The sequence below is a fragment of the Klebsiella sp. GFKo11 genome (assembly GCF_056490265.1).
Genome location: NZ_CM151369.1, coordinates 1,998,735 through 2,025,450, shown reverse-complemented (window position 1 = coordinate 2,025,450; position 26,716 = coordinate 1,998,735). Strand labels below are relative to the sequence as shown.

Genomic DNA, 26,716 nt, shown 5'->3' with positions numbered 1-26,716 from the left:
GCTTGAGGAAAAATATATAAACATATGTTTACATTTTGCCAAAAATATTAATGTATTTCTGAGATGAAAAAACCAATAGCTACTTTCACAGCAATATCATCTTTCGTGATCCAGACCCGCAAAAAGTAAAAAGCTGCCCAAAGGCAGCTTTCATCAGGCCAGGAACTTATTTCTTCCGCGCGTACTTCAGTGAATCCAGCGCCACTGCGAAGATAATAATCGCCCCTTTAATAATGTACTGCCAGTATGGGTTAACGCCGATATAGGTCAGACCGTAGTTGATGACGGTGAAGATGATGACCCCGGTCACCACGCCGAATACGGTGCCGACACCACCGCTGAACGAAACACCACCCACCACGCAGGCCGCAATCGCGTCCAGTTCGTACATAAAGCCGAGGTTGTTGGTCGCCGAGCCGATGCGTCCTGCCTCCAGTAATCCGCCGAACGCGTAGAACACGCCGGACAGGGCATAAATCATCAGCAGGTTCAGGGCGACGTTAACACCGGAAACTTTCGCTGCTTCCGGGTTGCCGCCGATAGCAAAGATGTTTTTACCAAAGCGGGTCTTGTTCCACAGGATCCACACGAAGAAAACGGCAATCAGCGCATAGAAGGTGATATACGACAGGCGGAAGGTCCCTAACGCGATAAATCCCTGGGCAAACTGTGAGAAGTGGCTATCGAAACCAGAAATCGGCGATGCGCCCACGAAGTCGTAATACAGTGAGTTGATACCATAAACGATGATCATCGTGCCAAGAGTGGTAATAAACGGCGTTACGTTCAGATACGCAATAATAATGCCGTTGATAAGGCCAATCACTGCGCCAATCGCGCAGACCAGCAGGATAACCAGCGGAATCGGCATGGTGGCCATTTCCGGGAACACCTTGTTGGCATTGTCCACCGCCTGCAGCATCGTCGCAGCGATAACCGCCGCCAGCCCAACCTGACGCCCTGCGGAAAGGTCTGTCCCCTGGGTAACAATAAGCCCGGCAACGCCGAGGGCAATAATTATACGCACTGAAGACTGAGTCAGAATATTACTTAGGTTCAGCAAACTTAAGAAAGTCGGGTCCTGGAAAATAATAATAGCCAGTAACACTAAAAGAACTACATAAATCCCGCCATCTTTCAGATAGGTGAGAAAACTCTTTTTATTTAACGCACTCATGGGAAGCCCCTGATCTTAAAGATGCAACGACGCAAGACGGAGAATTTCGTTTTGCGTAGTGGTTTTAGTCTCAACAATTCCGGCAACAAGACCATTGCTCATTACCAGAATACGGTCAGTAATACCCAGCAGCTCCGGCATCTCGGAGGAAATAATAATGATCCCTTTTTCTTTTTTTGCCAGCTCAGCGATCAGCTGATAAATCTCGAACTTCGCACCAACATCAATTCCGCGCGTCGGCTCATCGAGCATCAGAATTTCCGGCTGAGTTAATAGCCAGCGACCGATAATCACCTTTTGTTGGTTACCACCGGACAACGAACCAATTTGCGTATGCTGCCCTGGGGTTTTCACGCGCATCGAGTCAATAACCCACTGGGTATCGCTTTTCATGCGCGAGTTATCCAGTAGTCCGACCTTATTTTTATATTTTTTAATATTGGAGATCAGCGAGTTAAAACCGATATCCAAATAGGCGTAAATTCCCGTTGAACGGCGTTCTTCGGTAACCAACGCAAAACCATGGTTAATCGCTTCATTGGCGCTATGGTTATTAATTTTCTTGCCGTGCAGTTTAATGGTGCCGCTGGCTTTCTCGCGAATACCAAATAAGGTCTCAACGATATCGGTACGCTTAGCGCCGACCAGTCCGGCGATACCCAGAATTTCGCCTTTGTGCAGGTCGAAAGAGATATCACGGATTGACGGCTGGCGTAGCGAGGTCAAATTACGCACCTCGAGAATCACCTCACCCGGCGTATTCTCACGGCTCGGGAAGCGCTGGTTCAGGGAGCGACCAACCATCATGGCGATGATCTTATCCATATCCAGCCCTTCCAGCGGCTGGGTGGCGATCCACTGACCATCGCGCAGAATAGTAATTTCATCGCACAGCTGAAAAATTTCTTCCATCTTGTGGGAAATATAAACAATACCGCAGCCGCGATCTTTCAGCTTACGGATAATTTTAAACAGATGATTGACCTCTTTTTCGGTCAACGAAGACGTCGGCTCGTCCATAATTACGATTTTAGCGTTATAGGAAAACGCCTTCGCAATTTCAATCATCTGCATTTGTGATACTGATAATGTCCCCACGCGCGCCCGCGGGTCGATATCAATATCCAGTTCATCAAAGATAGCCTTGGTATCGCGATACATTTTGTCCTGATCGACAAACATACCTTTGGTGGGATAGCGCCCCAGCCACATGTTATCCATCACCGAACGTTGCAATACCAGGTTTAATTCCTGGTGAACCATTGAAATCCCGTTTTCCAGGGCTTCTTTCGCCGAATGGAAATCGATCTCTTTTCCCTGAAAAAGAATACTACCGGAATCTTTTTGGTAGATCCCAAAAAGGCATTTTAATAATGTGGATTTGCCCGCGCCGTTCTCCCCCATTAATGCATGAATAGAGTGGGGACGAACCTTGAGGTTCACATTATCGAGCGCCTTGACGCCAGGAAACGATTTGTTGATGTCGCTCATTTCCAACAAATATTCGCCTGACCGTTCGCTATTATTGCTGACCATAGTTATACCTGGCTGCGTGCGTGCATACCCCAGCCGACGAATTAACGGCGCGCAGGGACGAGTTCTGTATCAGGAATAATCGGGCGTACAACACGTACGCCCGCAATTTATTAATCTACTATTTGCTGGTGAATTCGCTCAGATTATCTTTATCAACACCGACGTACGGTACGCGGACAATCTTATTCTCAATTTTCCAGTTAGTACCAGCAGCCGGTTCTTTACCGTCCGCCAGGTTTTTCGCCAGATCGAAGGTTGCTTTCGCCTGGTTGTTAGCATCGTTCAGCACGGTACCGGCCATCGCGCCAGATTTAACCAGTGCCAGCGCTTCAGGCAGCGCATCGACGCCGAATACCGGAATGCTGCTCTTATTGTGGGCTTTCAGCGCTTCTACCGCGCCCATCGCCATCGCATCGTTGTTGGCGATAACGACTTCAATTTTGTTAGCATTCGGGCCAGACAGCCAGGCATCCATCTTATCTTTGGCCTGAGCGGTGTCCCACATTGCGGTATCTAACGCCAGTTGCTGAGTTTTAAAGCCCTTGTCGTTCAGCTCTTTAATCACGTAGGTGGTACGCGCTTCAGCATCCGGGTGGCCCGGCTCGCCTTTCAGCAGAACAAACTGAATCTGACCGTCTTTATTCAGATCCCAATTCGGATTTGCTTTCCAGTGTTTAGCAATCAGGTCGCCCTGAATCACGCCGGACTCTTTTGAGTCGGTACCGACGTAATACGCTTTATCGTAGCTATCCAGAGCCTTACGGGAAGGTTCTTTGTTAAAGAATACCACCGGCACGTTCTGGCCACGGGCTTTATCAATAACCGTGCCCGCTGCTGCCGGGTCAACCAGGTTAATTGCCAGCGCTTTCACGCCTTTTGCCAGCAGGACATCAATCTGATCGTTCTGTTTGGACTGGTCGTTTTGCGAGTCATTCATCAGTAGCTGGACGTCTGGCGCTGATTTGCCGTCTTTTTCGATTGCCTTACGCACCACAGACATAAAGTTGTCGTCATATTTATAAATCGTCACGCCGATACGGGTATCTGCTGCGTGTGCCGCGGCGCCAAATAACATGCTAGCCATTACAGCAGACAGGGTTAACACCTTCTTATTCATGGAATCTCCGGTTTTATTATGCAGGGTCTTTGGTGTGAAAATGGCTGGCGGGAGTGTTACATTGATGTTACCGCACAGCGACATTCACGACTGTAATTCGGTCTTCCGTGTAGGGTAACGCTCCTGAAAAACGGCTTTATCTATCGTTTAACTGCCGATGACTACTGTAAAAGTGATTAATCACCGTGACATAGTATGTTCAGACTCGTAAACGCAGCAATCATAGTCAGCTTAATGTTAACAAACTGTGAAATCACTCACAGATTGAAAGCGGTTACATCAGGCAGATAATTAGTTAGTGATCGAACCCACAATTTGCCTCTGCGCCACCGAATGTCGACGCACCAACGTCGGCATAAAGCAGTGGCTAGCCTCACGATCAAGCTTTCCAGCCGCTCCCTGGAGCGCCAGCTCGGTCGCCAGTTTCGCCATCGACATAATGGGGTAGCGCACCGTCGTCAGCTGCGGGTCGGTGTAACGGGAAATCGGGATATCATCAAAACCGATCAGCGAGAGATGCTGCGGCACAGCAATGCCATTGTCTTTCAGGGTAGTCAATGCACCAGCCGCCATACTGTCGTTGTAGGCAAAGACGGCGGTCAAACCAAGATTACGCCCCAGCAGTTCAACCATTGCGGCTTCTCCGCCCTGCATATCCGGCGACCCCGAACCGACCCAGCTATCGGGAGCGGTAATGCCCTGCTCATGTAACGCCCTGAGCCACCCTTCCCGACGCATATCATCATCTTCAATACCGTGATTGGAAGAGAGGTAGCCAATGCGCTGGTGACCATGATTGAGCAGCATTCGGGTTGCCATCAACGCGCCGCTAACGTTATCCAGCCCGACGCAGCGATGGGCATATCCCGGCACAATGCGGTTAATCAGCACCATTCCCGGCATATGTTCCATAAAATCACCCAGTTCCGCGTCGCTCAGCGCTTTGGAGTGGACAATCAGCGCCGAGCAGCGCTGGCGAATCAGCACTTCAATGGCGTTACGCTCTTTTTCCGCTTCATGGTAGCTATTGCCGATCAGCACATATTTCTGATGCTGCTGGGCGACGGTATCCACGGCTTTGACCAGTGCGCCAAAAAAGGCATCCGATACGTCCATTACCACCACGCCGATGGTATCGCTGACCTGCGTCGCCAGTGCCTGAGCGTTGGCATTGGGCCGATAACCCAACTGCGTGACCGCTTTCATTACCGCTTCTCGCGTATCCGGACTCACCAGCGCACTGTTATTGAGCACACGCGAGACCGTCGCGACGGAAACACCCGCCTGACGGGCGACATCACGAATGGTGATCATACTCACCGACCTTTAGAGAATTGCAGTACGTCACACTCACCTCCTGTGTTCAGCAAGGTGGCTATTCTGGCAGCGACGCGCTGCACGCTACGTGAGTGATGTCACAAGGATGGAAACGGTTACATCCATTTTGTTAATGATTGTGATCCAGATCGTTATCTTGATGTATCTTTTAATGATGTCCCTGACGCACGCAGGGTTAATTGACGCCATAGCCACTCAACGGGGCCCTGACGGAAATGACGCAGCCAAAGCCACGAGAAGATAAGATTTACCGCCCACACCGTCGGCACGAAGGCTAACAGCTGTAAGCGGTCAAACTTCATAAACAGGCCAAAGCGGTAAAACAGCGTAGTGCAAATCAGCGTTTGCAAAAGGTAATTGCTGAGCGCCATGCGCCCAACGCAGGCTATTGCCCCCACCAGCCGCAGTTTACACAGCTGCGGCCAAAAGCCCCAGACCAGCGCCGCGTAGCCAATGGTTTGCAGCGGCGCGCTCAGCTCGCGAGGCGCCTGTAACAAGAATGCGCACCAGCGGTAGTCCCAGCCAAGATGCCACTGGGCAAGAATAGAGGGCAAATTGACCGCCATTCCGGCAGCAATCAACAGCGCACCAGTACGACGGTAGTGACGAAGGCTGAACTGCCCTTTGAGCCAACCGCTGCGCATCAGCGCCGCCCCCATCAGCATCATGCCCGCCAGCTGCCAGCCGTACTGCGCACCCAGCGCCAGCAGGTTGTCCGACAGCATATCGGCGCGGTTGCTCACCGCTTCAAAACCGCCCTTCAGCTTCCAGAACTGCTCATACTGCAAATTCGCGGCATCGGGCATCCACGAACGATTGGGCGTATTGCCGGAAATCAGTCCCAGCAGCAGAAGCACCGCAATGCCGATGACGTACAGCACCACGCCGGTATTAAAGAGGGATTTAGCATCATGGGCGTCGCGCACCATCCGCCAGCTCACCAGTCCCACCAAAGCGTAGGCCAGCAGAATATCGCCGTCCCAGAAAAACAGACCATGGATGAAGCCGAGCAGCGCCAGCAGCGTCAGGCGCGATTGGATCCAGCGCTTGCCGCGCGGCAGCAGAAGCTGAAGGCCTGCGCCAAATAGCAGTGCGAACAGAGTCAGAAATTTAACCTGCGCAAACAGATCGAGAATTGCCCAGGTCCAGGCGTCGCTAACAGAAATGCTCCCGGACCACGCCGGGTTGAGGTAAGCGGCCTTCGGCAAACCGAAGGCGCTAATATTCAGTAGCAGGATACCGAGGATGGCGACGCCGCGGACAAAGTCCAGCGTGACATTTCTCTCCATGTACCCTGCTCCGTTTAGTTGTGGTGGCGTACGGCGCGCAGGAACTCCTGGCGGGTATTCTGGCTGGATTTAAACAGGCCGCCCAGCGATGTGGTGGTGGTGGCGCTGGTCGCGTCGCGGATACCGCGCGCTTTTACACAGTAGTGAACCGCATCGATCGAGACCGCGACGTTGCTGGTGCCCAGCAGCGTTTGCAGCGCGGTGAGGATCTGCTGCGTCAGTCGCTCCTGCACCTGCGGGCGCTGGGAGAAAAACTGCACAATACGGTTGATTTTCGACAGGCCAATCACCGAATCTTTCGGGATATAGGCCACCGTCGCTTTACCGTCAATCGTCACAAAATGGTGTTCACAGGTACTGGTCAGGGTGATATCACGCACGGTCACCATTTCATCAACCTGCATCTTATTTTCGATGACGGTGATTTTGGGAAAGCGGGCGTAATCCAGGCCAGAGAAGATCTCATCAACGTACATTTTTGCGATGCGATGCGGCGTCTCCATCAGGCTGTCATCACTTAGATCAAGGTTTAACAGCTGCATAATCTCGGTCATGTGTCCGGCGATCAGACGTTTACGAGTTTCATTATCAATTTCTTGCACTGGCGGACGCAGCGGCGTCTCCAGCCCACGAGCGACCAGCGCTTCATGAACGAGTACGGCTTCTTTACTCAGTGATGACATTTTTGTTCTCCTGCAGGTGTGGCGCTCTTTGCTCTTCTGAGGGCAAAGTTTGTATTCATTGTGCGTGAGGTGACGCACAGAATCCAGTAGCCGCATCGATAATTGTTGAAATTGGCGTCACCTCTCGTTCCACGCCGCCAGACCGGCGTATTCCGATGCGTCACGCAACGCCTTACTCCCATTGCCGCAACCAACACAATACCAGGCACATAGCGCAATTCCTGACGCGATGGCAACTTCAGTATGTTGGTTAAAAGTTGCATTAATGATGCAATACGTTCCGAAAAGGAGAAAGTGAAAGTTACTCACGGGCGAATGAAATATCTGTATTATGGAAAATTACGCGCATAACCCATAAGGAGCCCTGCATGGAACTGCTCGAAGAGCACCGCTGTTATGAAGGTCGGCAGCAACGCTGGCGGCACGACTCCACGACGCTGAACTGCGCCATGACGTTCAGCATCTTTCTCCCCCCATCTCGCACAGATACGCCGCCGCCGGTTCTCTACTGGCTTTCCGGGCTGACCTGTAACGATGAAAACTTTACCACCAAAGCGGGCGCACAGCGGGTCGCCGCCGAACTGGGCATTGCGCTGGTGATGCCGGATACCAGCCCGCGTGGCGATAGCGTTGCTGACGATAGCGCCTACGATCTGGGCAAAGGCGCAGGCTTTTATCTCAATGCCACCCAGGCGCCGTGGTCCGCACATTTTCGCATGTACGATTATCTTCGCGACGAACTGCCGCAACTTATCGCCAGCGAGTTCAAAGTCAGCGAGCGCTGCGCTATCAGCGGGCATTCGATGGGTGGTCACGGCGCGCTGGTTATGGCGTTGAAAAACCCGGGTCGTTTCACCAGCGTGTCGGCTTTCGCGCCAATCGTTAACCCGACTCAGGTTCCATGGGGTAAAAAAGCGTTTACCGCTTATCTGGGAACCGATGAAGCAACGTGGCAGGCGTGGGATAGCTGCGCCTTAATGCGAGCCAGCCAGGAAGAGAATGCTATCCCAACACTGATTGACCAGGGCGATAGCGATTCATTCCTCGCTGAGCAGCTGCAACCGGCGGTGCTGGCGGAAACCGCGCGGCAGAAAAGCTGGCCGTTAACCCTGCGTATTCAGCCCGGTTACGATCACAGCTACTATTTTATTGCCTCATTTATTGAGGATCACCTGCGCTTCCATGCCCAACACCTCTTTAAATAATCTTTTCAATACGCCGTGAAAAACGTTCGCGGCGCATTCATATGCAAAATTCCTCACCATCAAATAGTCATAAAAACTAATATATACAGAGAGATAGTGTGTTTTCTGGCTTTGAGGGGTATGATTTTTAGCGGCGCTTGAGGCTTTCGCCTCAGGGCAATATTGAGCTTTATCGTTGTACTGAGGCAGAAAGAAGAAAGCCCCGAAGGTAATATACTCACCCACGAGGCAATCTGTATGTCAAGACAACATCAGGTTAGTCTCTTACCCGCCGAAAGGCAAGGAGAACAAGCCATGAAGGTGCCACACAACGCCCTGATCTGGTGTCTGCTAATCGTGTGTATCACGCTATTAGTTTTCACCCTGATGGTAAGAAAATCGCTCTGCGAAATTCGTTACCGTGATATGAACAGGGAGGTGGCTGCTTTTATGGCTTACGAACCCGGTAAGTAGCAACCTGGAGCGGTGGGATTTCCCACCGCTTTTCAGGCCTGAGGCTGTCCGGCTTCGCCACAAGCGCCTTTAGCGAGGGCTGACAGGGAAACCTGCCAGCCCTCTTTTATTGGCCTAATCAGAAGCGGTAATCGACGGCCATAAAGTAACGGCGGCCTTCTTCGGTGTAACTGTAATCGTCTCTGTTCAGATCTTTATCGCCGACGTTAAGCACGCCGGAGCGCAGTTTGACGTTTTTAGTCACGTTCCACGCCGCACCGATATCAAACATAGTGTAGCCACCCGGCGTTTTGCCCGTAGAGCTGACCGCACGCTGCTCGCCGGTATAGTTGGCGGTCACGTAGAAGGACCAGTCGTCCAGCGGTTTCCAGTCGAGGGTGCCGTTGGCAGTATGGAACGGCAGCGTTTGCAGCGGTTTATCGCCGCCGTTACTCAGGTCGCGACCATCGTTATAGGTGTAGTTCACCGTCAGCTTCCATTCGTCACCGAACGGCACTTTCACTTCGGTTTCAACCCCTTTGATACGCGCCTTATTGACGTTGAAGTAGCGGAAGACCGGCACTCGCTTGCCGTTGACCGTTTTCCAGCCGACAAAGTTCGGGTAGCCCGGCGCTTCGCTAGCGCTGGAGGTACGCAGGATATCAATCATATCATCAACGTTGTTCTGGAAAGTCGTGACGCTCCCTTCCACACCTTCCAGCAAGCCCTCTTCGCCACGGTAATAAAGACCGAGCTCGAAGCTTTCGCTGGTTTCCGGTTTCAGATCCGGGTTACCGATAATACTGCATGAACCACGGCAGGAGTTGGTGGTCCAGTCTGGATTCAACTGCAGCAGGGATGGCGCTTTGAATGCCGTCGCCCAGCCGCCCTTCACGGTCACGGTGTCGGTGGCGGTATAGACCAGGTAAGCACGCGGGCTCCAGTGATCGCCATAAGTCTGGTGATCGTCCATACGAATACCGGTGGTTAACGCCAGCGGCTCGATGATTCGCCATTCATCTTCAAGGAACAGTGCGTACTGGCTGGCGGAGGTAGATTTACCGCCGCTGCTCAGGTTAACCGGATCTTTGAGTTTGTCGTGACGCCATTCACCGCCGAAGGTCAGTAGCTGGTTAATCATTCCTAGCGGCAGGACGTATTTACCATCTACGGAGTTGCTTTCAGAAGTGATCGTCCCGGCCTGGCCTGGGTTTTTATTATCGACTTTCTCACCGTAGAATTTCAGCTCGCTGTTGCCAACATCCCAGCGGCCATTGTGGCTTAGGGAGTAGTTCTGCCGCTCAAGGCGGTTACGGTCAAGAGAGTCAGAGTCACGATCCTGGCGATCGAAACCGTAGCCCGCGGTAATATCCTGATTGTCCGTTGGGGTCCAGGCAAATTCGACGTTACCGTCGCGGCTGGTGAAGCCTTCAATGCGCGGCGTTTCGCCTGCAGCATTGCTGGAAGCCTGCTGATCGTCTTTGGCGCGTTTCGCCAGGCTGCCGTAAGCTTTCATACCCAGCACGCCGTCAATTAGCGGGCCGCTGGTGAAGAACTGACCGTTATAAGTATCACCGCGATCGCGATGTTCCTGAATGGTGGTGTCAGCGCTCAGGGTACCGGTCCACTGTTGGCCGACTTTTTTGGTGATGATGTTCACCACGCCGCCAAGGGCATCGGAGCCATAAAGTGAAGACATCGGTCCGCGCACAACTTCGATACGTTCAATCGCATCAACCGGGATCCAGTTGAGGTCGAAATCGTTGTGGCGGAACACGGCGTTGCGCGAGTTAACGCGTTTACCGTCAATGAGGATCAGCGTATAGCTGCTATCAAGACCGCGGATACTGACGCCTTTGCGGTTATCCCCTTCGTTAGTAAGCTGCACGCCGGGAACATCTCGCAGAACATCCTTCAGATTCTGAACCGGTTTACGCTGCAAATCCTGTTGGGTGATAACGCTAATACTGGCAGGAGCATCTTTTACGCTCTGTTCAGTTGCCGCAGCGGTGACGACCAGCGTTTCTTCGTTAACGGCGGCAAGCGCCGGAAACGCCAGTGATACGACGGACGCGCATAATCCGGCCCGGACAAAAGGGTTTAACCTGAACATTCCATATCTCCATGAGGTGTACTACAAAACAAACAAAAGGGTGCTGCTCACAGGTACTGTCGGCCTATCGCTCTATCGGCGATATGCGCGTAATTTTTTACAGTAGATGTGGCTGGTCGCCCCTTGTCAGTCTGACCGTCTGCAAGATATGGGGATTGGCTTCATCCTGAATTTGGTGTAAATGATAAGGATAATGATTCCAATTATCAATACAATTATGGAGAAATGTATCAATTTGTAATGGATTCAGACATAAAAAAACCCTCTTAAAAAGAGGGTTTTAACTATTATGGTCGCTCGCCTTAGCCCTTGAAACGCTCTGGGAACTTCATTTCGCTGTAGCGGACAAAACGCGTCCCCTTCGCCAGCTTGTAACCAAACCAGATAACCAGGAACAGCGGAATACCAATATAGGTTGCCGCGACGCCGCCCCAGTCGATGGTGTCTTTAAGGAACGCTTCATAGTTCTGGCCAAGCGTAATAATCAGGCACAGAACAAAGGCGAAGATCGGTCCCAGCGGGAAGAAACCTGAACGATACGGCAGATTATTCAGATCGTGCCCTTGCAGCACGTAGCCACGACGGAAACGATAGTGGCTAATGGCAATCCCCAGCCAGGCAATAAAACCGGTCATCCCGGAGGTGTTCAGCAACCACAGGTAAACGGTCTGATTACCGAACATCGAGCTCAGGAAACACAGTGCCGCAATCACGGTTGTGGCATACAGTGCATTACGCGGCACGCCGCCTTTTGACAACTTAGAGAAAATGCGCGGCGCTTTGCCATCACAGGCCAGGGTGTAGAGCATACGCGTGGAGGCATACATCCCGGAGTTACCCGCTGACAGCACCGCCGTCAAAATAACCGCGTTCATAATCGCCGCCGCCGACAGCAGACCCGCATGCTGGAACACCAGCGTAAACGGACTCACGGAAATATCTTTCACGTCGTTACGCAGCAGGCTCGGATCGGTATACGGAATGATCAGGCTGATAATCAGAATCGCAAACACATAGAACAGCAAGATACGCCAGAACACCTGACGCACGGCGCGTGGAATATTCTTCTCCGGGTTTTCTGACTCGCCCGCCGCAATACCGATAAGCTCGGTTCCCTGGAACGAGAAGCCGACAATCATCGCCACGCCAATCATCGCCGAGAAACCACCGGCGAATGGCGCATCGTCAATACCCCAGTTGCTCCAGCCTGCGGGCTGTGCCCCTTTAAAGATACCGAGGATCATCATCACGCCGACAATAATAAAGATAATGACGGTGGCGACTTTAATCAGGGAGAACCAGTATTCCGCTTCGCCAAAACCTTTTACCGAGATCCAGTTCAGCAGAAACATAATACCGAGGAACAGCGCGCTCCAGATCCAGCCGGGCGCATCAGGGAACCAGTAGGTCATCACCAGCTGTGAGGCGACGAGGTCAACGGCGATGGTTACCGCCCAGTTGTACCAGTAGTTCCAGCCCAGCGCGAAGCCGAAGCCTTCCTCGACATAGTTTTGCCCATAGGTGGCAAAAGAGCCGGATACCGGCATAAACGCCGCCAGCTCGCCGAGGCTGGTCATCAGGAAGTAGACCATCAGACCAATAAGAATATAAGAAAGCAGCGCGCCGCCTGGGCCCGCCTGAGATATGGTTGCGCCAGAGGCAACAAAAAGACCTGTACCGATGGAACCGCCAATAGCGATCATGGTCAAGTGGCGCGCCTTCAGTTCACGGCGTAAACCGGGCGCTTCTGTGGTTTTAGTATCCGAAACCATGTGAAAATGCTATCCATCCAAAAAACGAGGCGAGATTGTAGCAGAGTGTCTGTGATCCATCCGATACAATTGCAAAGTTATAAGAGAGCTTCATGATCGAGCATGGATTATTAGTAAAGCATGAAATCCCGGAAATGCCAGCCCTGGTTCTACACTTCGCAATAATGCAGAAAACGTTGTAATGCCTTAGAAATATGCTTCTGCCGGTGATGAATACGCCACAACGTTCGGGTCAGGCGCGGTAATGGGATAGACAGTTCCACCAGCGATCCCACCTCAAGCTGTTCCGCCACCACTCTTCGTGACAGGCAGCTAATCCCTAAACCATGACGCACCGCATGCTTAATAGCTTCAGAGTTGCCCAACTCCATCCCCAGATGAAACGCCGGTAAATGCGACAATAATAAGTAGTCGACAATTTCTCGGGTTCCGGATCCGTGTTCGCGCAAGATCCACGGCGCTTCCGCCAGCCGTTGCAGCGTCACCTCCCCCTCAAGGAGCGGCGAATCTGGCGGTGCGAAGACCACCAGTTCATCTTCCAGCCACGGCTCGGCAATGATATCTGCTGCGTGACAAGGGCCTTCAATCAGCCCGATATCCACTCGCAGGTCAGCCACCGCATTAATGACGTCCTGGCTATTCCCCACGCTTAGTTCCAGCGGTAAATCCGGGAGATCACGTCGGTAGCGCGCAATGATTTCCGGCAGAATATAGTTGCCGATGGTGCTGCTGGCGTAGACGCGAATCGCGCCGTTGTCGCCGCGAAACAGCTGTTCTATCTCCAGCGCGCGCTCCAGCAGCGCCAGCGCTCGCGGATAAAGCAGCCTGCCATGTTCATTAACTACCAGTCGCTTGCCGACACGATCAAACAACTGCACGCCCAACTGGCCTTCCAGATCGGTCAACGCCGCGCTGACTGCCGATTGCGAAAGCGCCAGCATTTGCGATGCCTGTGTTGTAGAGCCACTCTTTAAAACTTCAGCAAAAACTTCCAGCTGTCGTAGCGTGATATGCATAGCCTTTCCTGCCTTCATTTATGTACAGCGTGGCTCTCCGACAATCTGCCGTTTGTGGGAGCTTCGCCAAAGACGCGAAAACCCTAAATAATTCGAGTTGCATCGCGGCGGCAACTAAGCGCATCCCAGGGAGCGTACAAATAGTACGTGACCCGGGTACGCGCAGGCAGCCAACAAAGATGCAGCTTGAAGTATGACGGGTATACCACTTATTTCGATTAATTATAAATATATAATCAATTTTATATTTAAACCAGCGAGTCGTATGCTTTTCCCAGACAAAGGAGAAGGTTATGACAGCACTCACTTTACCGACTAAACATCGCCCATTGTGGCACTTTGCACCTGGACTGGCGCTGACTGCCGTATTAACTGGCGCTGCACTGTGGGCCGGTAGTTTTCCGGCAATCTCTGGCGCAGGCTTCAGCGCACTCACGCTGGCTATTCTGTTCGGCATGGTGATCGGTAATACGATTTACCCCAAAATATGGCAGTCCTGCGACGGCGGCGTAATCTTTGCCAAACAGCATCTGCTGCGTCTGGGCATTATTTTATACGGCTTTCGCCTGACGTTCGCCCAGATTGCCGATGTTGGCGTGAGCGGTATCGTCATTGACGTTCTGACGCTTTCCAGCACCTTTTTTATCGCCTGTTTTTTAGGGCAAAAGGTTTTCGGCCTGGATAAGCATACCAGTTGGCTGATTGGTGCCGGCAGCAGTATCTGCGGCGCAGCAGCGGTACTGGCCACCGAACCGGTGGTGAAAGCAGAAGCCAGTAAATTCACGGTAGCCGTCGCGACAGTGGTGATTTTCGGGACCATTGCTATCTTCCTCTACCCGGCAATCTACCCTTTCCTGGCGCACTGGTTTACCCCGGAAGCCTACGGCATCTATATGGGTTCCACCATGCATGAAGTTGCCCAGGTAGTGGCAGCCGGTCATGCCGTCAGCCCGGATGCGGAAAACGCAGCGGTCATCGCCAAAATGCTGCGCGTCATGATGCTGGCTCCGTTCCTGCTGTTCCTGGCCGCTCGCGTTAAGCAGTTAACCCCGGCGGGAAGCGGTGAAAAAAGCAAAATCACCATTCCGTGGTTTGCGATCCTGTTTATTGTGGTGGCGGTGTTTAACTCTTTCCATCTGCTGCCGAAAGCGGTTGTCGATATGCTGGTGACTCTGGATACCGTGCTGCTGGCAATGGCGATGGCTGCCCTGGGCCTGACCACTCACGTCAGCGCGCTGAAAAAAGCCGGTGCCAAACCGCTGCTGATGGCGCTAATGCTCTTCGTCTGGCTGATTGTCGGCGGCGGTGCGATTAACCTGGCCATTCACAGCCTGCTGGCCTGACTCCCACTCAATACCGAAGCTTTATTAAGGATGATGTAACTCTCCGGCTAAGCCGCTATCATTACCCTCCAACCAGCGGCTTAACTGGAGTTTTTTTATGAAATATATTGGAGCGCACGTCAGCGCCTCCGGCGGAGTGGCCAATGCCGCCATTCGCGCCGCCGAAATCGGCGCGACCGCCTTCGCCCTCTTTACCAAAAACCAGCGCCAGTGGCGCGCCGCTCCGCTGAGCGACGAGACCATTGCTGAATTTAAAGCCGCCTGCGAAAAGTATCATTTCGGACCCGGACAAATTCTGCCCCACGACAGCTATCTGATAAACCTCGGCCACCCGGTTGAGGACGCGCTGGAAAAATCCCGCGATGCCTTTATTGATGAACTCTCCCGCTGTCAGCAGTTGGGCCTGACGTTGCTCAATTTCCATCCGGGTAGTCATTTACAGCAGATCCCCGAAGACCAGTGCCTGGCGCGCATCGCTGAATCCATCAATATCGCGTTGGCAAAAACCGAAGGCGTGACGGCCGTGATTGAAAATACCGCCGGTCAGGGCAGCAATCTGGGCTTTAAGTTTGAGCATCTGGCCGCCATCATCGACGGCGTGGAAGATAAGTCCCGCGTGGGCGTGTGCATTGATACCTGCCACGCTTTTGCCGCTGGTTACGACCTGCGTAGCGCCGAAGAGTGTGAGAAAACCTTCGCAGATTTCGAACGCATTGTCGGTTTTCAGTATCTGCGCGGTATGCACCTGAACGATGCGAAAAGTACCTTCGGCAGCCGCGTTGACCGTCACCATAGCCTGGGCGAAGGTAATATCGGCCACGATGCTTTCCGCTGGATAATGCAGGACCCCCGTTTTGACGGCATCCCGCTAATTCTGGAAACCGTTAACCCGGATATCTGGGCAGAAGAAATCGCCTGGCTGCGGGCCCAGCAAACAGAAGAGGCCGTGGTCTGATATGAACGATAGGGAAAAGCAGATCCTTAAAATGTTGCGGCGTAACCCGCTCATTCAGCAGCACGAGATTGCCGATATTCTGCAGATTAGTCGTTCCCGCGTAGCCGCACACATCATGGATCTCACGCGCAAAGGGGCTATTAAGGGAAAAGGCTACATCCTGACCGAGCAGGAGTATTGCGTCTCTCTGGGTGCGGTCAATATGGATATTCGCGGGATTGCCGATATTCATTATCCACAGCCGGTTTCAAACCCGGGTAATATCCAGTGTTCCGCTGGTGGCGTAGCGCGCAATATTGCACATAATCTGGCGCTGCTGGGCCGCGATGTGCATTTGATTTCCGCCGTTGGCAGCGATTTTTACGGTGAAACGTTGCTGGAACAAACCCGCCAGGCCGGGGTTAACGTGCAGAGTTGCATCCGCCTTCACGGTCATAATACCGCCACCTATTTATCCATCGCCAATCCGCAGGAAGAGACGGTTCTGGCGATCAATGATACCCATATTTTACAGTCGCTTACCCCACAGCTACTCAATCAGTACCGGGATCTGCTGACTCATTCAGGCGTGGTTCTGGTGGACTGTAATTTAACGGAACAGGCGCTGGAGTGGGTATTTACTCTGGCCAACGCTATTCCGGTATTTGTTGATACGGTGTCGGAGTTTAAAGCGCACCGTATTCGCCCGTGGTTGGCAAAGATCCACACGCTGAAGCCCACGCTGCGTGAATTACAGATCCTCTGGGGACAGACGATCGCCAGCGATGCGGATCGCGATCGTGCGCTGTCATGGCTGCACGAACAGGGTACCCAGCGCGTGGTGCTCTGCGCGGAAGACGACTCTATTTTCTGTAGCGAGATCGGAGGTGAACGCTTCCAGATGGGTCTACCGAGCCATACGATGGTCGACAGTTTCGGGGCCGATGATGGGTTAATGGCCGGGCTGCTGTATAGCTATCTTGATGGTAGCGATTTTAAAGAGAGCGCCGCTTTTGCCATGGCTTGCACCGCCCTCACCCGCGCCAGCGACAGTATCAACAACCCTTCTTTATCCGTCGATAACGCACTCAATTTACTTTCAGGCGTATAACACCGTGCACCGCAGAGGCGATGCACGGTTAACGCTACGCGAGTCCAATAAAGAATCCGGCGATGGTCGCGCTCATCAGATTAGAGAGCGTTGCCGCCGCCAGGGCGCGCATTCCGAGCTGAGCAATTTCTGGCGCGCGCTGCGGGGAAATGGCGGAGAACGCTCCGACCACCACGCCAATTGAGCCAAAGTTAGCAAACCCGCACAGCGCAAACGAGATAATCGCGATGGTTTTCACATCCAGCGTGCCGCCGGTTTGCAAGTAAGGCGAGAAGTTGAGATAGGCAACAAATTCGTTGATCGCCAGTTTCTGCCCAATCAGACTGCCTGCCAGGGTCGCATCGCTCCAGTCAACGCCCATAATCCACGCCAGAGGCGCAAGGATATAACCGAAGATCCCCTCCAGAGTGGCGTGACCAAAACCAAACCAACCGCCAATTCCACCGATAATGCCGTTCAACAAGGCGATAATCGCCACAAACGCCATGACTACCGTTGCTACCCCTGCGGCAATTTTCAGCCCGGTCATCGCCCCGGATGCCGCCGCTTCGATAATGCTTTTCGGCGGCGTTTCGGTGAAAGAGAGATTCTCAAAAGTCACCTGCGACGCTTCGGTTGCCGGGCTGAGCATACGAGCAAACAGGATCCCACCGGGAATAGCCATCAACGACGCAGCCAACAGGTAGTCGATCGGTACGCCCATACCGGCATAACCAATCATCATCGACCCGGCGATTGAGGCCATCCCGCTACAAATCGCGGTAAACAGTTCGTTGCGGTTAAGCTTGTCGATAAACGGTTTGACGATCGCCGGGATCTCGTTCTGCCCCAGAAAAATGGTGGTTACAGCAACAAACGATTCAATTTTGCTGATATTCAGCGCTTTCTGGAAGATACCGCCCAAAATGCGAATCAGCAGTCCCATCACGCCGAGATAGTAAAGGAGGCTTATCAGCGCGGTAACGAAAATAATGGCCGGCAGAACGCGAAAGGCAAACACAAACCCCGCACCGTCAAACAGCACATCCATCTTTGGGCCAACCAGCGAGCCAAAAATAAACGCGCTCCCGGCATCGCTATAGGACATAACTTTATGCACCCCAAGCGCCGCCTGTTCGACCAGCCATTTACCTGGCGGAAAATAGAGCATTACCCCGCCGATGACGATTTGCAGCAACAGCGCTGCGCCTACGGTTCTGATGCTGATGCGTTTTTTATTCACTGACAGCACAAAGGCGATGGCCAGTAACACCACCATCCCCAAAAGACTTCTCATGATGTCCATAATGATATCCTTACCTGGTGGAAAACCCGGCCTCAGGCCAGGTTTTCGGTACATTTGATATCGGGGCGGGCAACCGCAAACAGCCCGCAGTTATCGTTACGCGATCTGCTGATACTCTTTGGCAATCTCGCAGGCCAGGATAGCGTTGTTAAAGACCAGCTGAATATTGGATTTCAGGCTGTCTCCACCGGTCAGTTCCGCGACGCGGGCCAACAGGAATGGCGTACTCTCTTTGCCCACCACGCCCTGTTCTTCAGCTTCTCTCACCGCCTGATCAATGGCGGCGTTGATTTTCGCTTCCGGCATCGCGAACTGCTCAGGGATAGGATTCGCTACCACCATGCCGCCCTTCAGGCTCGACTGCCATTTCACCGCCATCGCTTTGGCGATTTCTTTGGCGCTGTTAAGCCGAATGCTGACGTCAAACGGGCTGGTACGGCAGAAGAATGCCGGGAGCGCCGAGGTTTGATAACCAATAAGCGGAACACCGAAAGTTTCTAAATATTCAGTCGTCAGGCCCAGGTCGAGAATAGATTTCGCACCGGCACAAACTACGGTGACATTCGTATTCGCCAGTTCCTGAAGATCGGCGGAAATATCAAATGTTTGCTCCGCTCCACGATGCACACCACCAATACCACCGGTGGCAAAGACTTTAATTCCGGCCATCGCCGCGATGATCATGGTGGACGCTACGGTGGTCGCACCATTTAAGCCCGCAGCAACCACAAACGGTAAGTCCCGACGGCTAACTTTAGTGACGTTATGCCCTTCACGGCCAAGAAGTTCTATTTCCTCTCGACTTAAACCGACCTTCATTACCCCATGGATAATCGCAATCGTTGCCGGAACGGCCCCCTGCCGACGAATAGTTTCTTCCACTTCCAGCGCCGTTTGCGCATTTTCAGGGAATGGCATGCCGTGAGAAATAATGGTTGATTCAAGCGCCACGATTGGCTGGTTATTTTTCAATGCTTGCTGTACTTCCGCAGAGATCTGTAATAATTCAGAGGAAATATTTAATTCAGACATAATCTTTCTCCACTAATTTTTTTACGTTTGCGTAAGATAATTCAGGATTATTGGTAAATTCCGATGAGAGCGCGAGGGAAGAGCACCCTTGAGCGAACTGCACCGCTTGAGAAAATGAACAACCGTCCAGCCAACAGGATGCAAGACCGGCCATCATGGCATCACCCGCGCCAGTCACATTCACAACCTGGGTTTTTAGCGGTGCCGACCAGCCGTGTTCGCCATCCTTTTCGCTGTAGTAAACGCCATCTCCACCCATGCTCAGTACCAGGCGCTTCAGGCCATGCTGGTGAAACCAGTCGGCAACGCGAGCCACATCATCGGTGCCGGACAGCGAGATTCCACTGAGGGTTTCCGCCTCGATGCGATTCGGTTTCAGGGTATGGATTCGCCCCAGATGTTGGCGAACTTTCACGCATTTCCAGGCGGAAACCGGGTCAACGAAAATGGGCGTTGAACCAGTATTTTCCATCAACCAGGCCAGCGCTGCCTCACTGATATTACAATCAACAACAATCACCGTGGCTTCACAGATAAAGGCCTGATGTTGGCTTAGAAATTCCGCCGTAATATGCTCAGTAATGCTCATATCATTTATCGCCACCAGCATTTCACCGGTATTATCAAGCAACGATAAATAGCTGGATGTACCCTCGCCTTTGATGACCTGACATTTATCGACATGTACCCCCGATTGTGCAGTCTGAGCCAGCAAAGAATGGCCATAAAAATCATCGCCAACGACGGATAATAACCATGAAGATTTATTCAATAAGGCAATGTTTTGCGCTATGTTCCTACCTACCCCACCGGGCGTATACTTTATTTTCCCAGGATTTGAATCAGCATAGTTCAGCGACGTATTAGAATAACCAGCAACATCCATATTTGCCGAACCAATAATCACAACATAATCATTTTCAGGCATATAAATACCTCCAGCACAGAATGCTGTAAAAATAGAATTATTTAATACAAAGAAATAGGTCTTCCTCTATTCAGATCAACCTAATAAAACACATGTTTGATTATGAACATGTGTTTATAATAAGCAATGAACTTTCAAAGTAAAGGGGATGTAAATAGGATTTTCATATGAACATGAACCCAATCACAGATTTCGGCCAGTATGGTTTTTAAACAGTTAAAAAATGCGAAGGAGAGCACATATGACGAGATTGACGCAAGGTCCCGGCTGTATACAGGAACGCTAACCGTTCACGCTATGAGGGGATTTTCTGATGAGAAAGGACCTGGGCTTAATTATTCTGCACTCCAAAGGTTGTCATTCGTTCCTGATGAGCGAGTAATCGCTTGCTTATAGCCCTGCGCCGCATCGCTATTATTTGGATCCAGCCGCCAGGCGTTGGCATACGCCTGAGTCGCCATATCGACATTTCCTGATGCCATCCCGAGTCGACCAAGAATAACCCAGCCTTCTACACTACCAGGATCGCTATGCAAACGCGTACGTAAACCCAGAGCCAGGCGCGCCATCTCCTCTTGATTGAGCGGTTTTTCTTTCGGATACAGGACTCGTTTCAATAGAGTTGGCAGCTGCGCCGTCGCCTGCTGCCAGATTTTTACTTGCTTGTAGCTACCGGTCTGGTAATAGCTGAGGGTCGCGACGACCAGCGCAATAGCGATCCCCGGAATATAAATGGCAACTCCACCCTGTTTACCCTCCGTGTGAATGTCGTCAGGAAATGCTTCCTGCTTCAGCCGCACGCGGCGGTGCGAACGGGCAAAAATAATCCAGCCGCCAGTGGCGACAGCGGCAACCGGTAGCACCCACAGCAGAATAGTCAGCGGGGTTAATGGCGGATCGTAGGTGACGAAGTTGCCGTAGCGCGCCACCATATAATCGATGATCTCCTGCTTACTTTTCCCCTCCTGCATCAGCTCATAAACCTTCTGCCGCAGGTCAGTGGCAATCATCGAGCTGGAATCAGCAATACTGTTGTTCTGGCATTTTGGGCAGCGCAGCTGCTCAGTAAGCTGGCGAAACCGCTGCTCCTGAGCTTCATCCTTAAACGGCATGACGTCGATGGCGGCCAGCGCCGACCCGGAAACAATCAGCATCAGCACGCCCAGTAACACCCTCATTGCGCAGCCTCCCTGCTGTATTGCTCCCAAAGTGACCTGAATTCACACTCCCACACCCGCTCGTTGAGATCGCCCGCATGGCGATAACGAATAAATCCTTTTCCATCGATCAGGAAGGTTTCCGGTGCGCCGGAAACCCCCAGATCCAGTCCCATCCTCCCATCGCCATCAAACAGGCTCAACGCGTAAGGATTTCCCAATACTTTCAGCCAGGTCATCGCTTTCTGCCGCTCGTCTTTATAGTTCATCCCCACCACGCGGATCCCCTGCACCGCGAGCTGATTCAGATACTGATGCTCGGCGCGGCAGGTCGGGCACCAGGTCGCCCAGACGTTGAGCAGCAGCGGTTTGCCTTGGATTAGCGCATCTGCCTGATAGTACTGCCCGGGATTCTCCAGCGACTCAAGACGAAAGGTCGGCACCGGTTTACCGATCAACGCCGACTCCAGGATGATCGGGTCATCCCCTTCAGCATTGCGCGCCAGCTGCCACAGCATCAGCGCGGCGATGACCACAAAGATCATCAACGGGATCAACCGTAAACTGTGCTTCATGCGGCCTCCGGCACGGACTGGCGATAGCGTGGATCGCACAGACACAGCAGCCCACCCAGCGCCATTAATAAACCACCCGCCCAAATCCAGCGAATAAACGGTTTGTAATACAGCCGCACAGCCCACGCGCCGTTGTCCAGCTCTTCACCAAGGGCAGCATACAGATCACGAGTGAATCCACCGTCAACCGCCGCTTCGGTCATCACTGAGCGGGTACTGTTATAAAAACGTTTTTCTGCATGCAGTACCGCTTCCGCTTTGCCATTTCGCGTGACGCCAATCATAGCCACGCCGCCGCGATAGTTCGGCCCGGTCACCTCTTTGACTTCACGGAAGATGAAGCGATAATTATGTATTTCGATACTATCGCCAGCCTTCATTCGCACATTGCGCTCCACGCTGTAGTTCTGGCTGAAAGCAATACCGACAACCGTCACTGCCACACCGACATGACCGGCGACCATCCCCCAGTAACTGAGGGTCATCTTTGCGCCGCGTGAAATACGCAAAGCGACTTCCGCCATCGCCAGTACAAAGACCCAGCAGGCCATCGCCAGCCCGACCACCGTCATGGCGACAACCTTGCTTTCAAATAGCCACGGCAGGAGCAGAGACAGCGCCAGGGTGCTCCCCAGGGCGATAATCAGTAGACGCTGCAGCTTGCGTGGACGATCGCGTCCCCAGCGCACCAACGGGCCGATGCCCAGCAGTAGCGCAAACGGTGCCATCAGCCAGCTGAACATGATGTTAAAAAACGGCATGCCGATGGAGATGCTGCCCATCCCCAACTGTTTATGCACCAGCGGCAGCAGCGTCCCCAACAGCACCACCAGCATGGCGGTAACCAACAGGACGTTGTTACCAAGCAGCAGCGACTCCCGTGACCAGAGAGCGTTTTTCACTCGCGATCGCACCCTGTGCCCACGGATAGCGAACAGCAGCAGCGAGCCACCGATAACTAACACCATAAACGCAAGAATAAACATCCCGCGCGACGGGTCAGAAGCAAAAGCGTGAACCGAAACCAGCACGCCGGAACGCACGAGGAAGGTGCCCAGCAGGCACAGAGAAAATGCACAGATGGCGAGCAATAGCGTCCAGGCTTTAAAACTGGCACGCTGCTCCGTTACAGCCAACGAATGCACCAGCGCGGTACCAACCAGCCATGGCATCAACGAGGCGTTTTCCACGGGATCCCAGAACCACCAGCCGCCCCAGCCCAGCTCGTAATAGGCCCAAACCGAGCCCAACACAATGCCCAGCGTCAGAAAGGCCCATGCCGCCAGCGTCCAGGGACGGGAAAAACGCACAAAGGTGCTGTCCAGCCGCCCGCTCAGCAGGGCGGCAATCGCAAAGGCAAAAGCCACCGAGAAGCCGACATAACCCATATACAGCAGCGGCGGATGGAAAATTAGCCCCGGATCTTGCAACAGCGGATTCAGGTCGCGTCCTTCAATCGGGAACTCCGGCAGCGTGCGGGTAAACGGGTTGGAGGTAAACAGGATAAACAACAGGAAGCCGACGCTTATCATCCCCATTATCGCCAGCACGCGGGCGACGATATCGAGCGGAATGCGCTGACTGAACAGCGCCACGGCAAACGTCCAGCCGCTCATCAACAGCATCCACAGCAGTAACGACCCTTCATGCGCGCCCCAGGTTGCCGCCACGCGATACCACACCGGTAACTTGGTGTGAGAATTGCTGGTAACGTAATTCAGCGTAAAGTCGTTCACCACGAAGGCGTTGATCAGCACCATAAAAGCGCCCATTACGAGGAAAAACAACAGCCAGGCGAAGAGCCGGGAAGATGCCATCATTCGCCTATCGCCACGCACAACGCCCCACAGCGGGTAGATGGAGAGCAATAGCGCGATGCCGAGCGCCATGCACAGCAGTCCGTTACCGATTTCAGGCATCATGATGACTTGCTCTCCGGGCGACGATGGTGCTCCTGAATCGCTTTTTTCACTTCCGGCGGGGTGTAGTTTTCATCATGCTTAGCGAGTACTTCTTTCGCCAGCAGATGATTTTTCTCGCCCAGTTCCCCCTGCACCACCACGCCCTGCCCTTCGCGGAACAGATCCGGCAGAATACCTTCATAACTGACGTCCACCGAGCCTTCAGCGTCGTAGATGCTGAAATTAACCTTCAGTGAATTTGGCTCGCGCCTGACGCTGCCGGGCATCACCATTCCACCAACGCGCAGGCGCTGGCCCACCACCGGCCGTTGCTGTGTTTCACGCTTGCCATAAAGGATTTCACCTGGCGTATAAAACAGGTCGATGTTAGAGCGCAGCGCGTAGAGCACCAGCGTGATGGTCAGCGTTAACCCCGCCAGTATCGCGAGGGCCACCCACAGACGGTTGTTAAGCCGAATATTCATACTGCCTCCCGCGCCGCGCGCATGCGGGCTTCGCGGGCTTGCTGTTGCGCCACGCTACGTAAAATCGAACGATGTTGTCTCGTCGTGTGTAGAACCAGCACCGCCAGCGGGATAACCGTCATCACTACTGCCAGCCAGATGTAAAAGGCATAACCGCCCATGGCGAAGAAATCACCCCAGGTTGCAAATGCATTGCTCATCGGCGACCTCTGTTTAAAATCAGCTCACCCACCCACGGGCGACGTTTTTCCATTAGCAAAATCAGGTTGCACATGCGCATCAGCGCCAGCGAAATAAACAGCAGCAGGTAGCCAATAATCGCCAGGCGCAGCGGCGTACGCATCGCCGGGTCAATGCTTTGCTGCATGTTGGTTGATCCCTGATGCAGAGTGTTCCACCACTCCACCGAGTAGTGAATAATCGGCAGGTTAACCACACCTATCAGTACCAGAATGCCCACCGCACGCCCGGCCAGACGTCGATCGTCAAAGCCGTGCCACAGGGCAATCACGCCGACGTAAAGAAACAGCAGCACCAGTTCAGAAGTCAGCCTTGCGTCCCTCACCCACCAGGTACCCCACATCGGTTTCCCCCACGCTGAACCGGTCGCCAGCGCAATAAAGGTAAACACCGCGCCAACCGGTGCCATCGCCACCAGTGCCAGGTTGGCCATTTTCATCTGCCAGACCAGGCCTATAAACGCCGCAATTGCCATCAGAGCATAAATCCCCATCGACCACATCGCAGCCGGTACGTGCAGATAGATAATGCGGTAGCTGTCTCCCTGCAGGTAATCCGCAGGCGCAAAGCCGAATCCCCAGCTCCAGCCCACAGCCAGCAACAGTGCACTGCCAATGCCCAGCCACGGGACCAGCCTGCCGCAGAGCAGATAAAGCTGCGGGGGATTCGCTAGCTGATAGAGTGTTTTCCACATAATTGAGTCACCAGAGCAGATAGTAATGAGTGTGTTGATAAAACCTTTGCCGGATGGCGGTGCAAACGCCTTATCCGGCCTGCAAGCTGATACGTAGCGCAGCCGCCGTCGCAAAGGGGCTCAACGTTGCGCTGCCCGTCAGCAACGCGCCCAGAATCGCCATGTAATCCTTAACAGGCAGATGCATAGCAGCCGCCTCCATCGCGGCGGTCGCAAAAATCAGTAACGGAATGGTCAGCGGCAGCACCAGCACGCTCAGTAGCACGCCTCCGCGCTTTAGCCCGATGGTCAACCCAACGCCCGGCGCGCCGAGAAAGCTCAGCGTCGGCGTTCCCAGCAGCAGGGTCAGTGCCATGATTTGCCAGCCGTAAACGTCCATTCCTAACAGCAGCGCCACCAGTGGTGAGAGGATAAGCAGCGGCAGGCCGGTCACCACCCAGTGGGCCATTACCTTCGCCAGTACCACCGCTGATAACGGCAGCGGTAGCAGCATCAGTTGTTCGAGGCTCCCGTCCTGTAAGTCGTCGCGAAACAGGCGATCCAGCGCCAGCAGCGAGGAAAGCAGCGCAGCGACCCAGATAATCCCGGGGGCAATGCGTGCCAAAAGCTGCGGCTCAGAGCCAACACTCAGTGGAAACAACGTAATAACAATCAGGAAGAACCACAGCGGATTGGCGATTTCTGCACGATGGCGAAACGCCACCCTTAGCTCAAGACGAAAAATCCGCCACATCATCACCCAGCCTCCTCGCCGCTCAGCGCAATGCGGCGAATCTTATCGGTCGCCACGTTTATGGGCTGATGGGTGGTGAGAATGACAATGCCGCCCCGCTCGGTGTGCTGCGCCATTCGTTGCGTCAGGCGCTCCACGCCGTTCATATCAATGGCGGTAAAAGGTTCGTCGAGGATCCAGAGCGTAGCGCGCGTCAGCCAGAGTCGCGCCAGGGCAACCCGGCGCTGCTGCCCGGCGGAGAGTTGATTAACGGGAATATCTTCGTATCCGGCAAGACCCGCCTGAGCCAGCGCATTCATACATTGAGCTGCGTTACCGTCATGATGGAAAAAACGCAGGTTCTCTAGCGCCGAAAGCCGGGTTTTAATCCCTGGCTGATGGCCAATCCACAGCAGGTTTTGTTGATAGCTGTCGCGCACACGATGCAGCGGCTGCACCTGCCAGTACACTCCCCCGACGTCAGGGCGAGCCAGTCCACTGAGCAACCGTAGCAAAGTCGTTTTCCCTACGCCGTTGCCCCCGGTAATTTGTATCCACTCCCCCGCTTTCACCTGGAATGATAAATCGCTAAACAAGATTCGTTCATCTCGCTCGCAGCGGAGCTGTCTGGCTTCAAGCAT

24 protein-coding genes and 1 pseudogene are annotated in these 26,716 nt (G+C 53.2%); 5 read left to right on the top strand and 20 right to left on the bottom strand.

Going from position 1 to position 26,716, the window contains the following annotated elements; genetic code table 11:
* Positions 1–166 precede the first annotated feature (166 nt).
* The 6 genes from mglC to folE all read right to left on the bottom strand — a co-directional run bounded on the left by mglC (position 167) and on the right by folE (position 7,140).
* Entirely contained in the window at positions 167–1,177 is a 1,011-nt protein-coding gene (gene mglC / locus AC07P6_RS09820) for a galactose/methyl galactoside ABC transporter permease MglC (protein WP_434662381.1), read from the bottom strand.
* A gap of 15 nt (positions 1,178–1,192) precedes the next feature.
* Positions 1,193–2,713 carry a galactose/methyl galactoside ABC transporter ATP-binding protein MglA gene (mglA, locus tag AC07P6_RS09815; RefSeq protein WP_110272399.1) on the bottom strand — a complete coding sequence of 507 codons (1,521 nt, stop codon included), beginning with the start codon at positions 2,711–2,713 and terminating at the stop codon, positions 1,193–1,195.
* 118 nt (positions 2,714–2,831) lie between these two features.
* Positions 2,832–3,830 (bottom strand): galactose/glucose ABC transporter substrate-binding protein MglB, encoded by a 999-nt coding sequence (gene mglB, locus AC07P6_RS09810; protein ID WP_110272398.1) that lies wholly within the window; start codon positions 3,828–3,830, stop codon positions 2,832–2,834.
* Between the two features lie 291 nt (positions 3,831–4,121).
* Positions 4,122–5,144, bottom strand: a complete 1,023-nt coding sequence (galS, locus tag AC07P6_RS09805) for an HTH-type transcriptional regulator GalS (protein WP_112213092.1) — start codon at positions 5,142–5,144, stop codon at positions 4,122–4,124.
* A 155-nt stretch (positions 5,145–5,299) separates the two neighbouring features.
* Positions 5,300–6,457 (bottom strand): DUF418 domain-containing protein YeiB, encoded by a 1,158-nt coding sequence (gene yeiB, locus AC07P6_RS09800; protein WP_478316118.1) that lies wholly within the window; start codon positions 6,455–6,457, stop codon positions 5,300–5,302.
* 14 nt (positions 6,458–6,471) lie between these two features.
* Positions 6,472–7,140, bottom strand: coding sequence for a GTP cyclohydrolase I FolE (gene folE, locus AC07P6_RS09795; protein WP_110272395.1), 669 nt, complete (start codon positions 7,138–7,140; stop codon positions 6,472–6,474).
* 368 nt (positions 7,141–7,508) lie between these two features.
* On the opposite strand from folE, the gene fghA reads away from it, so the two are divergent.
* Both fghA and AC07P6_RS09785 read left to right on the top strand, forming a co-directional pair.
* Positions 7,509–8,345, top strand: coding sequence for an S-formylglutathione hydrolase (gene fghA / locus AC07P6_RS09790; RefSeq protein WP_478316117.1), 837 nt, complete (start codon positions 7,509–7,511; stop codon positions 8,343–8,345).
* 336 nt (positions 8,346–8,681) lie between these two features.
* Entirely contained in the window at positions 8,682–8,798 is a 117-nt protein-coding gene (locus tag AC07P6_RS09785) for a Hok/Gef family protein (RefSeq protein WP_434663993.1), read from the top strand.
* Positions 8,799–8,916: 118 nt separating this feature from the next.
* Here AC07P6_RS09785 and cirA read toward each other — a convergent pair whose 3' ends face one another.
* From cirA to yieE, 3 genes are all read right to left on the bottom strand, one after another.
* Positions 8,917–10,890 (bottom strand): catecholate siderophore receptor CirA, encoded by a 1,974-nt coding sequence (gene cirA, locus AC07P6_RS09780; RefSeq protein ID WP_182239965.1) that lies wholly within the window; start codon positions 10,888–10,890, stop codon positions 8,917–8,919.
* A gap of 302 nt (positions 10,891–11,192) precedes the next feature.
* Positions 11,193–12,662, bottom strand: a complete 1,470-nt coding sequence (locus AC07P6_RS09775; protein ID WP_304260602.1) for an amino acid permease — start codon at positions 12,660–12,662, stop codon at positions 11,193–11,195.
* A gap of 149 nt (positions 12,663–12,811) precedes the next feature.
* Positions 12,812–13,678, bottom strand: a complete 867-nt coding sequence (gene yieE / locus AC07P6_RS09770; RefSeq protein ID WP_181485571.1) for a DNA-binding transcriptional regulator YeiE — start codon at positions 13,676–13,678, stop codon at positions 12,812–12,814.
* Between the two features lie 293 nt (positions 13,679–13,971).
* Here yieE and AC07P6_RS09765 point away from each other — a divergent pair, with 293 nt between their 5' ends.
* From AC07P6_RS09765 to AC07P6_RS09755, 3 genes are all read left to right on the top strand, one after another.
* A complete protein-coding gene (locus tag AC07P6_RS09765) occupies positions 13,972–15,021 on the top strand; it encodes a YeiH family protein (RefSeq protein WP_478316116.1) in 1,050 nt (349 codons plus the stop codon).
* Between the two features lie 97 nt (positions 15,022–15,118).
* Entirely contained in the window at positions 15,119–15,976 is an 858-nt protein-coding gene (gene nfo, locus AC07P6_RS09760; RefSeq protein WP_182239972.1) for a deoxyribonuclease IV, read from the top strand.
* 1 nt (position 15,977) lies between these two features.
* Positions 15,978–17,066 carry a sugar kinase gene (locus AC07P6_RS09755; RefSeq protein WP_181485569.1) on the top strand — a complete coding sequence of 363 codons (1,089 nt, stop codon included), beginning with the start codon at positions 15,978–15,980 and terminating at the stop codon, positions 17,064–17,066.
* A 34-nt stretch (positions 17,067–17,100) separates the two neighbouring features.
* Here the strand turns inward: AC07P6_RS09755 and AC07P6_RS09750 are convergent, their stop codons facing one another.
* The 11 genes and pseudogenes from AC07P6_RS09750 to ccmA all read right to left on the bottom strand — a co-directional run bounded on the left by AC07P6_RS09750 (position 17,101) and on the right by ccmA (position 26,716).
* Positions 17,101–18,351 (bottom strand): NupC/NupG family nucleoside CNT transporter, encoded by a 1,251-nt coding sequence (locus tag AC07P6_RS09750; protein ID WP_182207393.1) that lies wholly within the window; start codon positions 18,349–18,351, stop codon positions 17,101–17,103.
* Positions 18,352–18,447: 96 nt separating this feature from the next.
* Complete coding sequence (locus tag AC07P6_RS09745; RefSeq protein ID WP_182239976.1) at positions 18,448–19,383, bottom strand: pseudouridine-5'-phosphate glycosidase; 936 nt, start codon at positions 19,381–19,383, stop codon at positions 18,448–18,450.
* Positions 19,376–20,311, bottom strand: coding sequence for a pseudouridine kinase (locus AC07P6_RS09740; RefSeq protein WP_182239977.1), 936 nt, complete (start codon positions 20,309–20,311; stop codon positions 19,376–19,378). The genes AC07P6_RS09745 and AC07P6_RS09740 overlap by 8 nt, the downstream gene beginning before the upstream one ends.
* A gap of 338 nt (positions 20,312–20,649) precedes the next feature.
* Positions 20,650–21,489: pseudogene (locus tag AC07P6_RS09735) on the bottom strand (cytochrome c-type biogenesis protein CcmH); the annotation flags it as partial.
* Positions 21,486–22,043 (bottom strand): DsbE family thiol:disulfide interchange protein, encoded by a 558-nt coding sequence (locus AC07P6_RS09730; RefSeq protein WP_142981968.1) that lies wholly within the window; start codon positions 22,041–22,043, stop codon positions 21,486–21,488. The gene AC07P6_RS09730 and the pseudogene AC07P6_RS09735, both read right to left, overlap by 4 nt.
* Entirely contained in the window at positions 22,040–23,965 is a 1,926-nt protein-coding gene (locus tag AC07P6_RS09725) for a heme lyase CcmF/NrfE family subunit (protein WP_478316115.1), read from the bottom strand. Before AC07P6_RS09725 ends, AC07P6_RS09730 begins: the two co-directional genes overlap by 4 nt.
* Positions 23,962–24,429: a cytochrome c maturation protein CcmE gene (ccmE, locus tag AC07P6_RS09720; protein ID WP_478316114.1), complete on the bottom strand. Its 468-nt coding sequence runs from the start codon at positions 24,427–24,429 to the stop codon at positions 23,962–23,964. Before ccmE ends, AC07P6_RS09725 begins: the two co-directional genes overlap by 4 nt.
* Positions 24,426–24,629, bottom strand: coding sequence for a heme exporter protein CcmD (gene ccmD, locus AC07P6_RS09715; RefSeq protein ID WP_434662358.1), 204 nt, complete (start codon positions 24,627–24,629; stop codon positions 24,426–24,428). The genes ccmE and ccmD overlap by 4 nt, the downstream gene beginning before the upstream one ends.
* Positions 24,626–25,363 (bottom strand): heme ABC transporter permease, encoded by a 738-nt coding sequence (locus AC07P6_RS09710; RefSeq protein ID WP_478316113.1) that lies wholly within the window; start codon positions 25,361–25,363, stop codon positions 24,626–24,628. Before AC07P6_RS09710 ends, ccmD begins: the two co-directional genes overlap by 4 nt.
* Before the next feature lie 70 nt (positions 25,364–25,433).
* The gene (ccmB, locus tag AC07P6_RS09705; RefSeq protein ID WP_478316112.1) at positions 25,434–26,102 is read right to left on the bottom strand and encodes a heme exporter protein CcmB; all 669 of its coding nucleotides are present in this window, start codon (positions 26,100–26,102) and stop codon (positions 25,434–25,436) included.
* Positions 26,099–26,716, bottom strand: a complete 618-nt coding sequence (gene ccmA / locus AC07P6_RS09700; RefSeq protein ID WP_478316111.1) for a cytochrome c biogenesis heme-transporting ATPase CcmA — start codon at positions 26,714–26,716, stop codon at positions 26,099–26,101. The genes ccmB and ccmA overlap by 4 nt, the downstream gene beginning before the upstream one ends.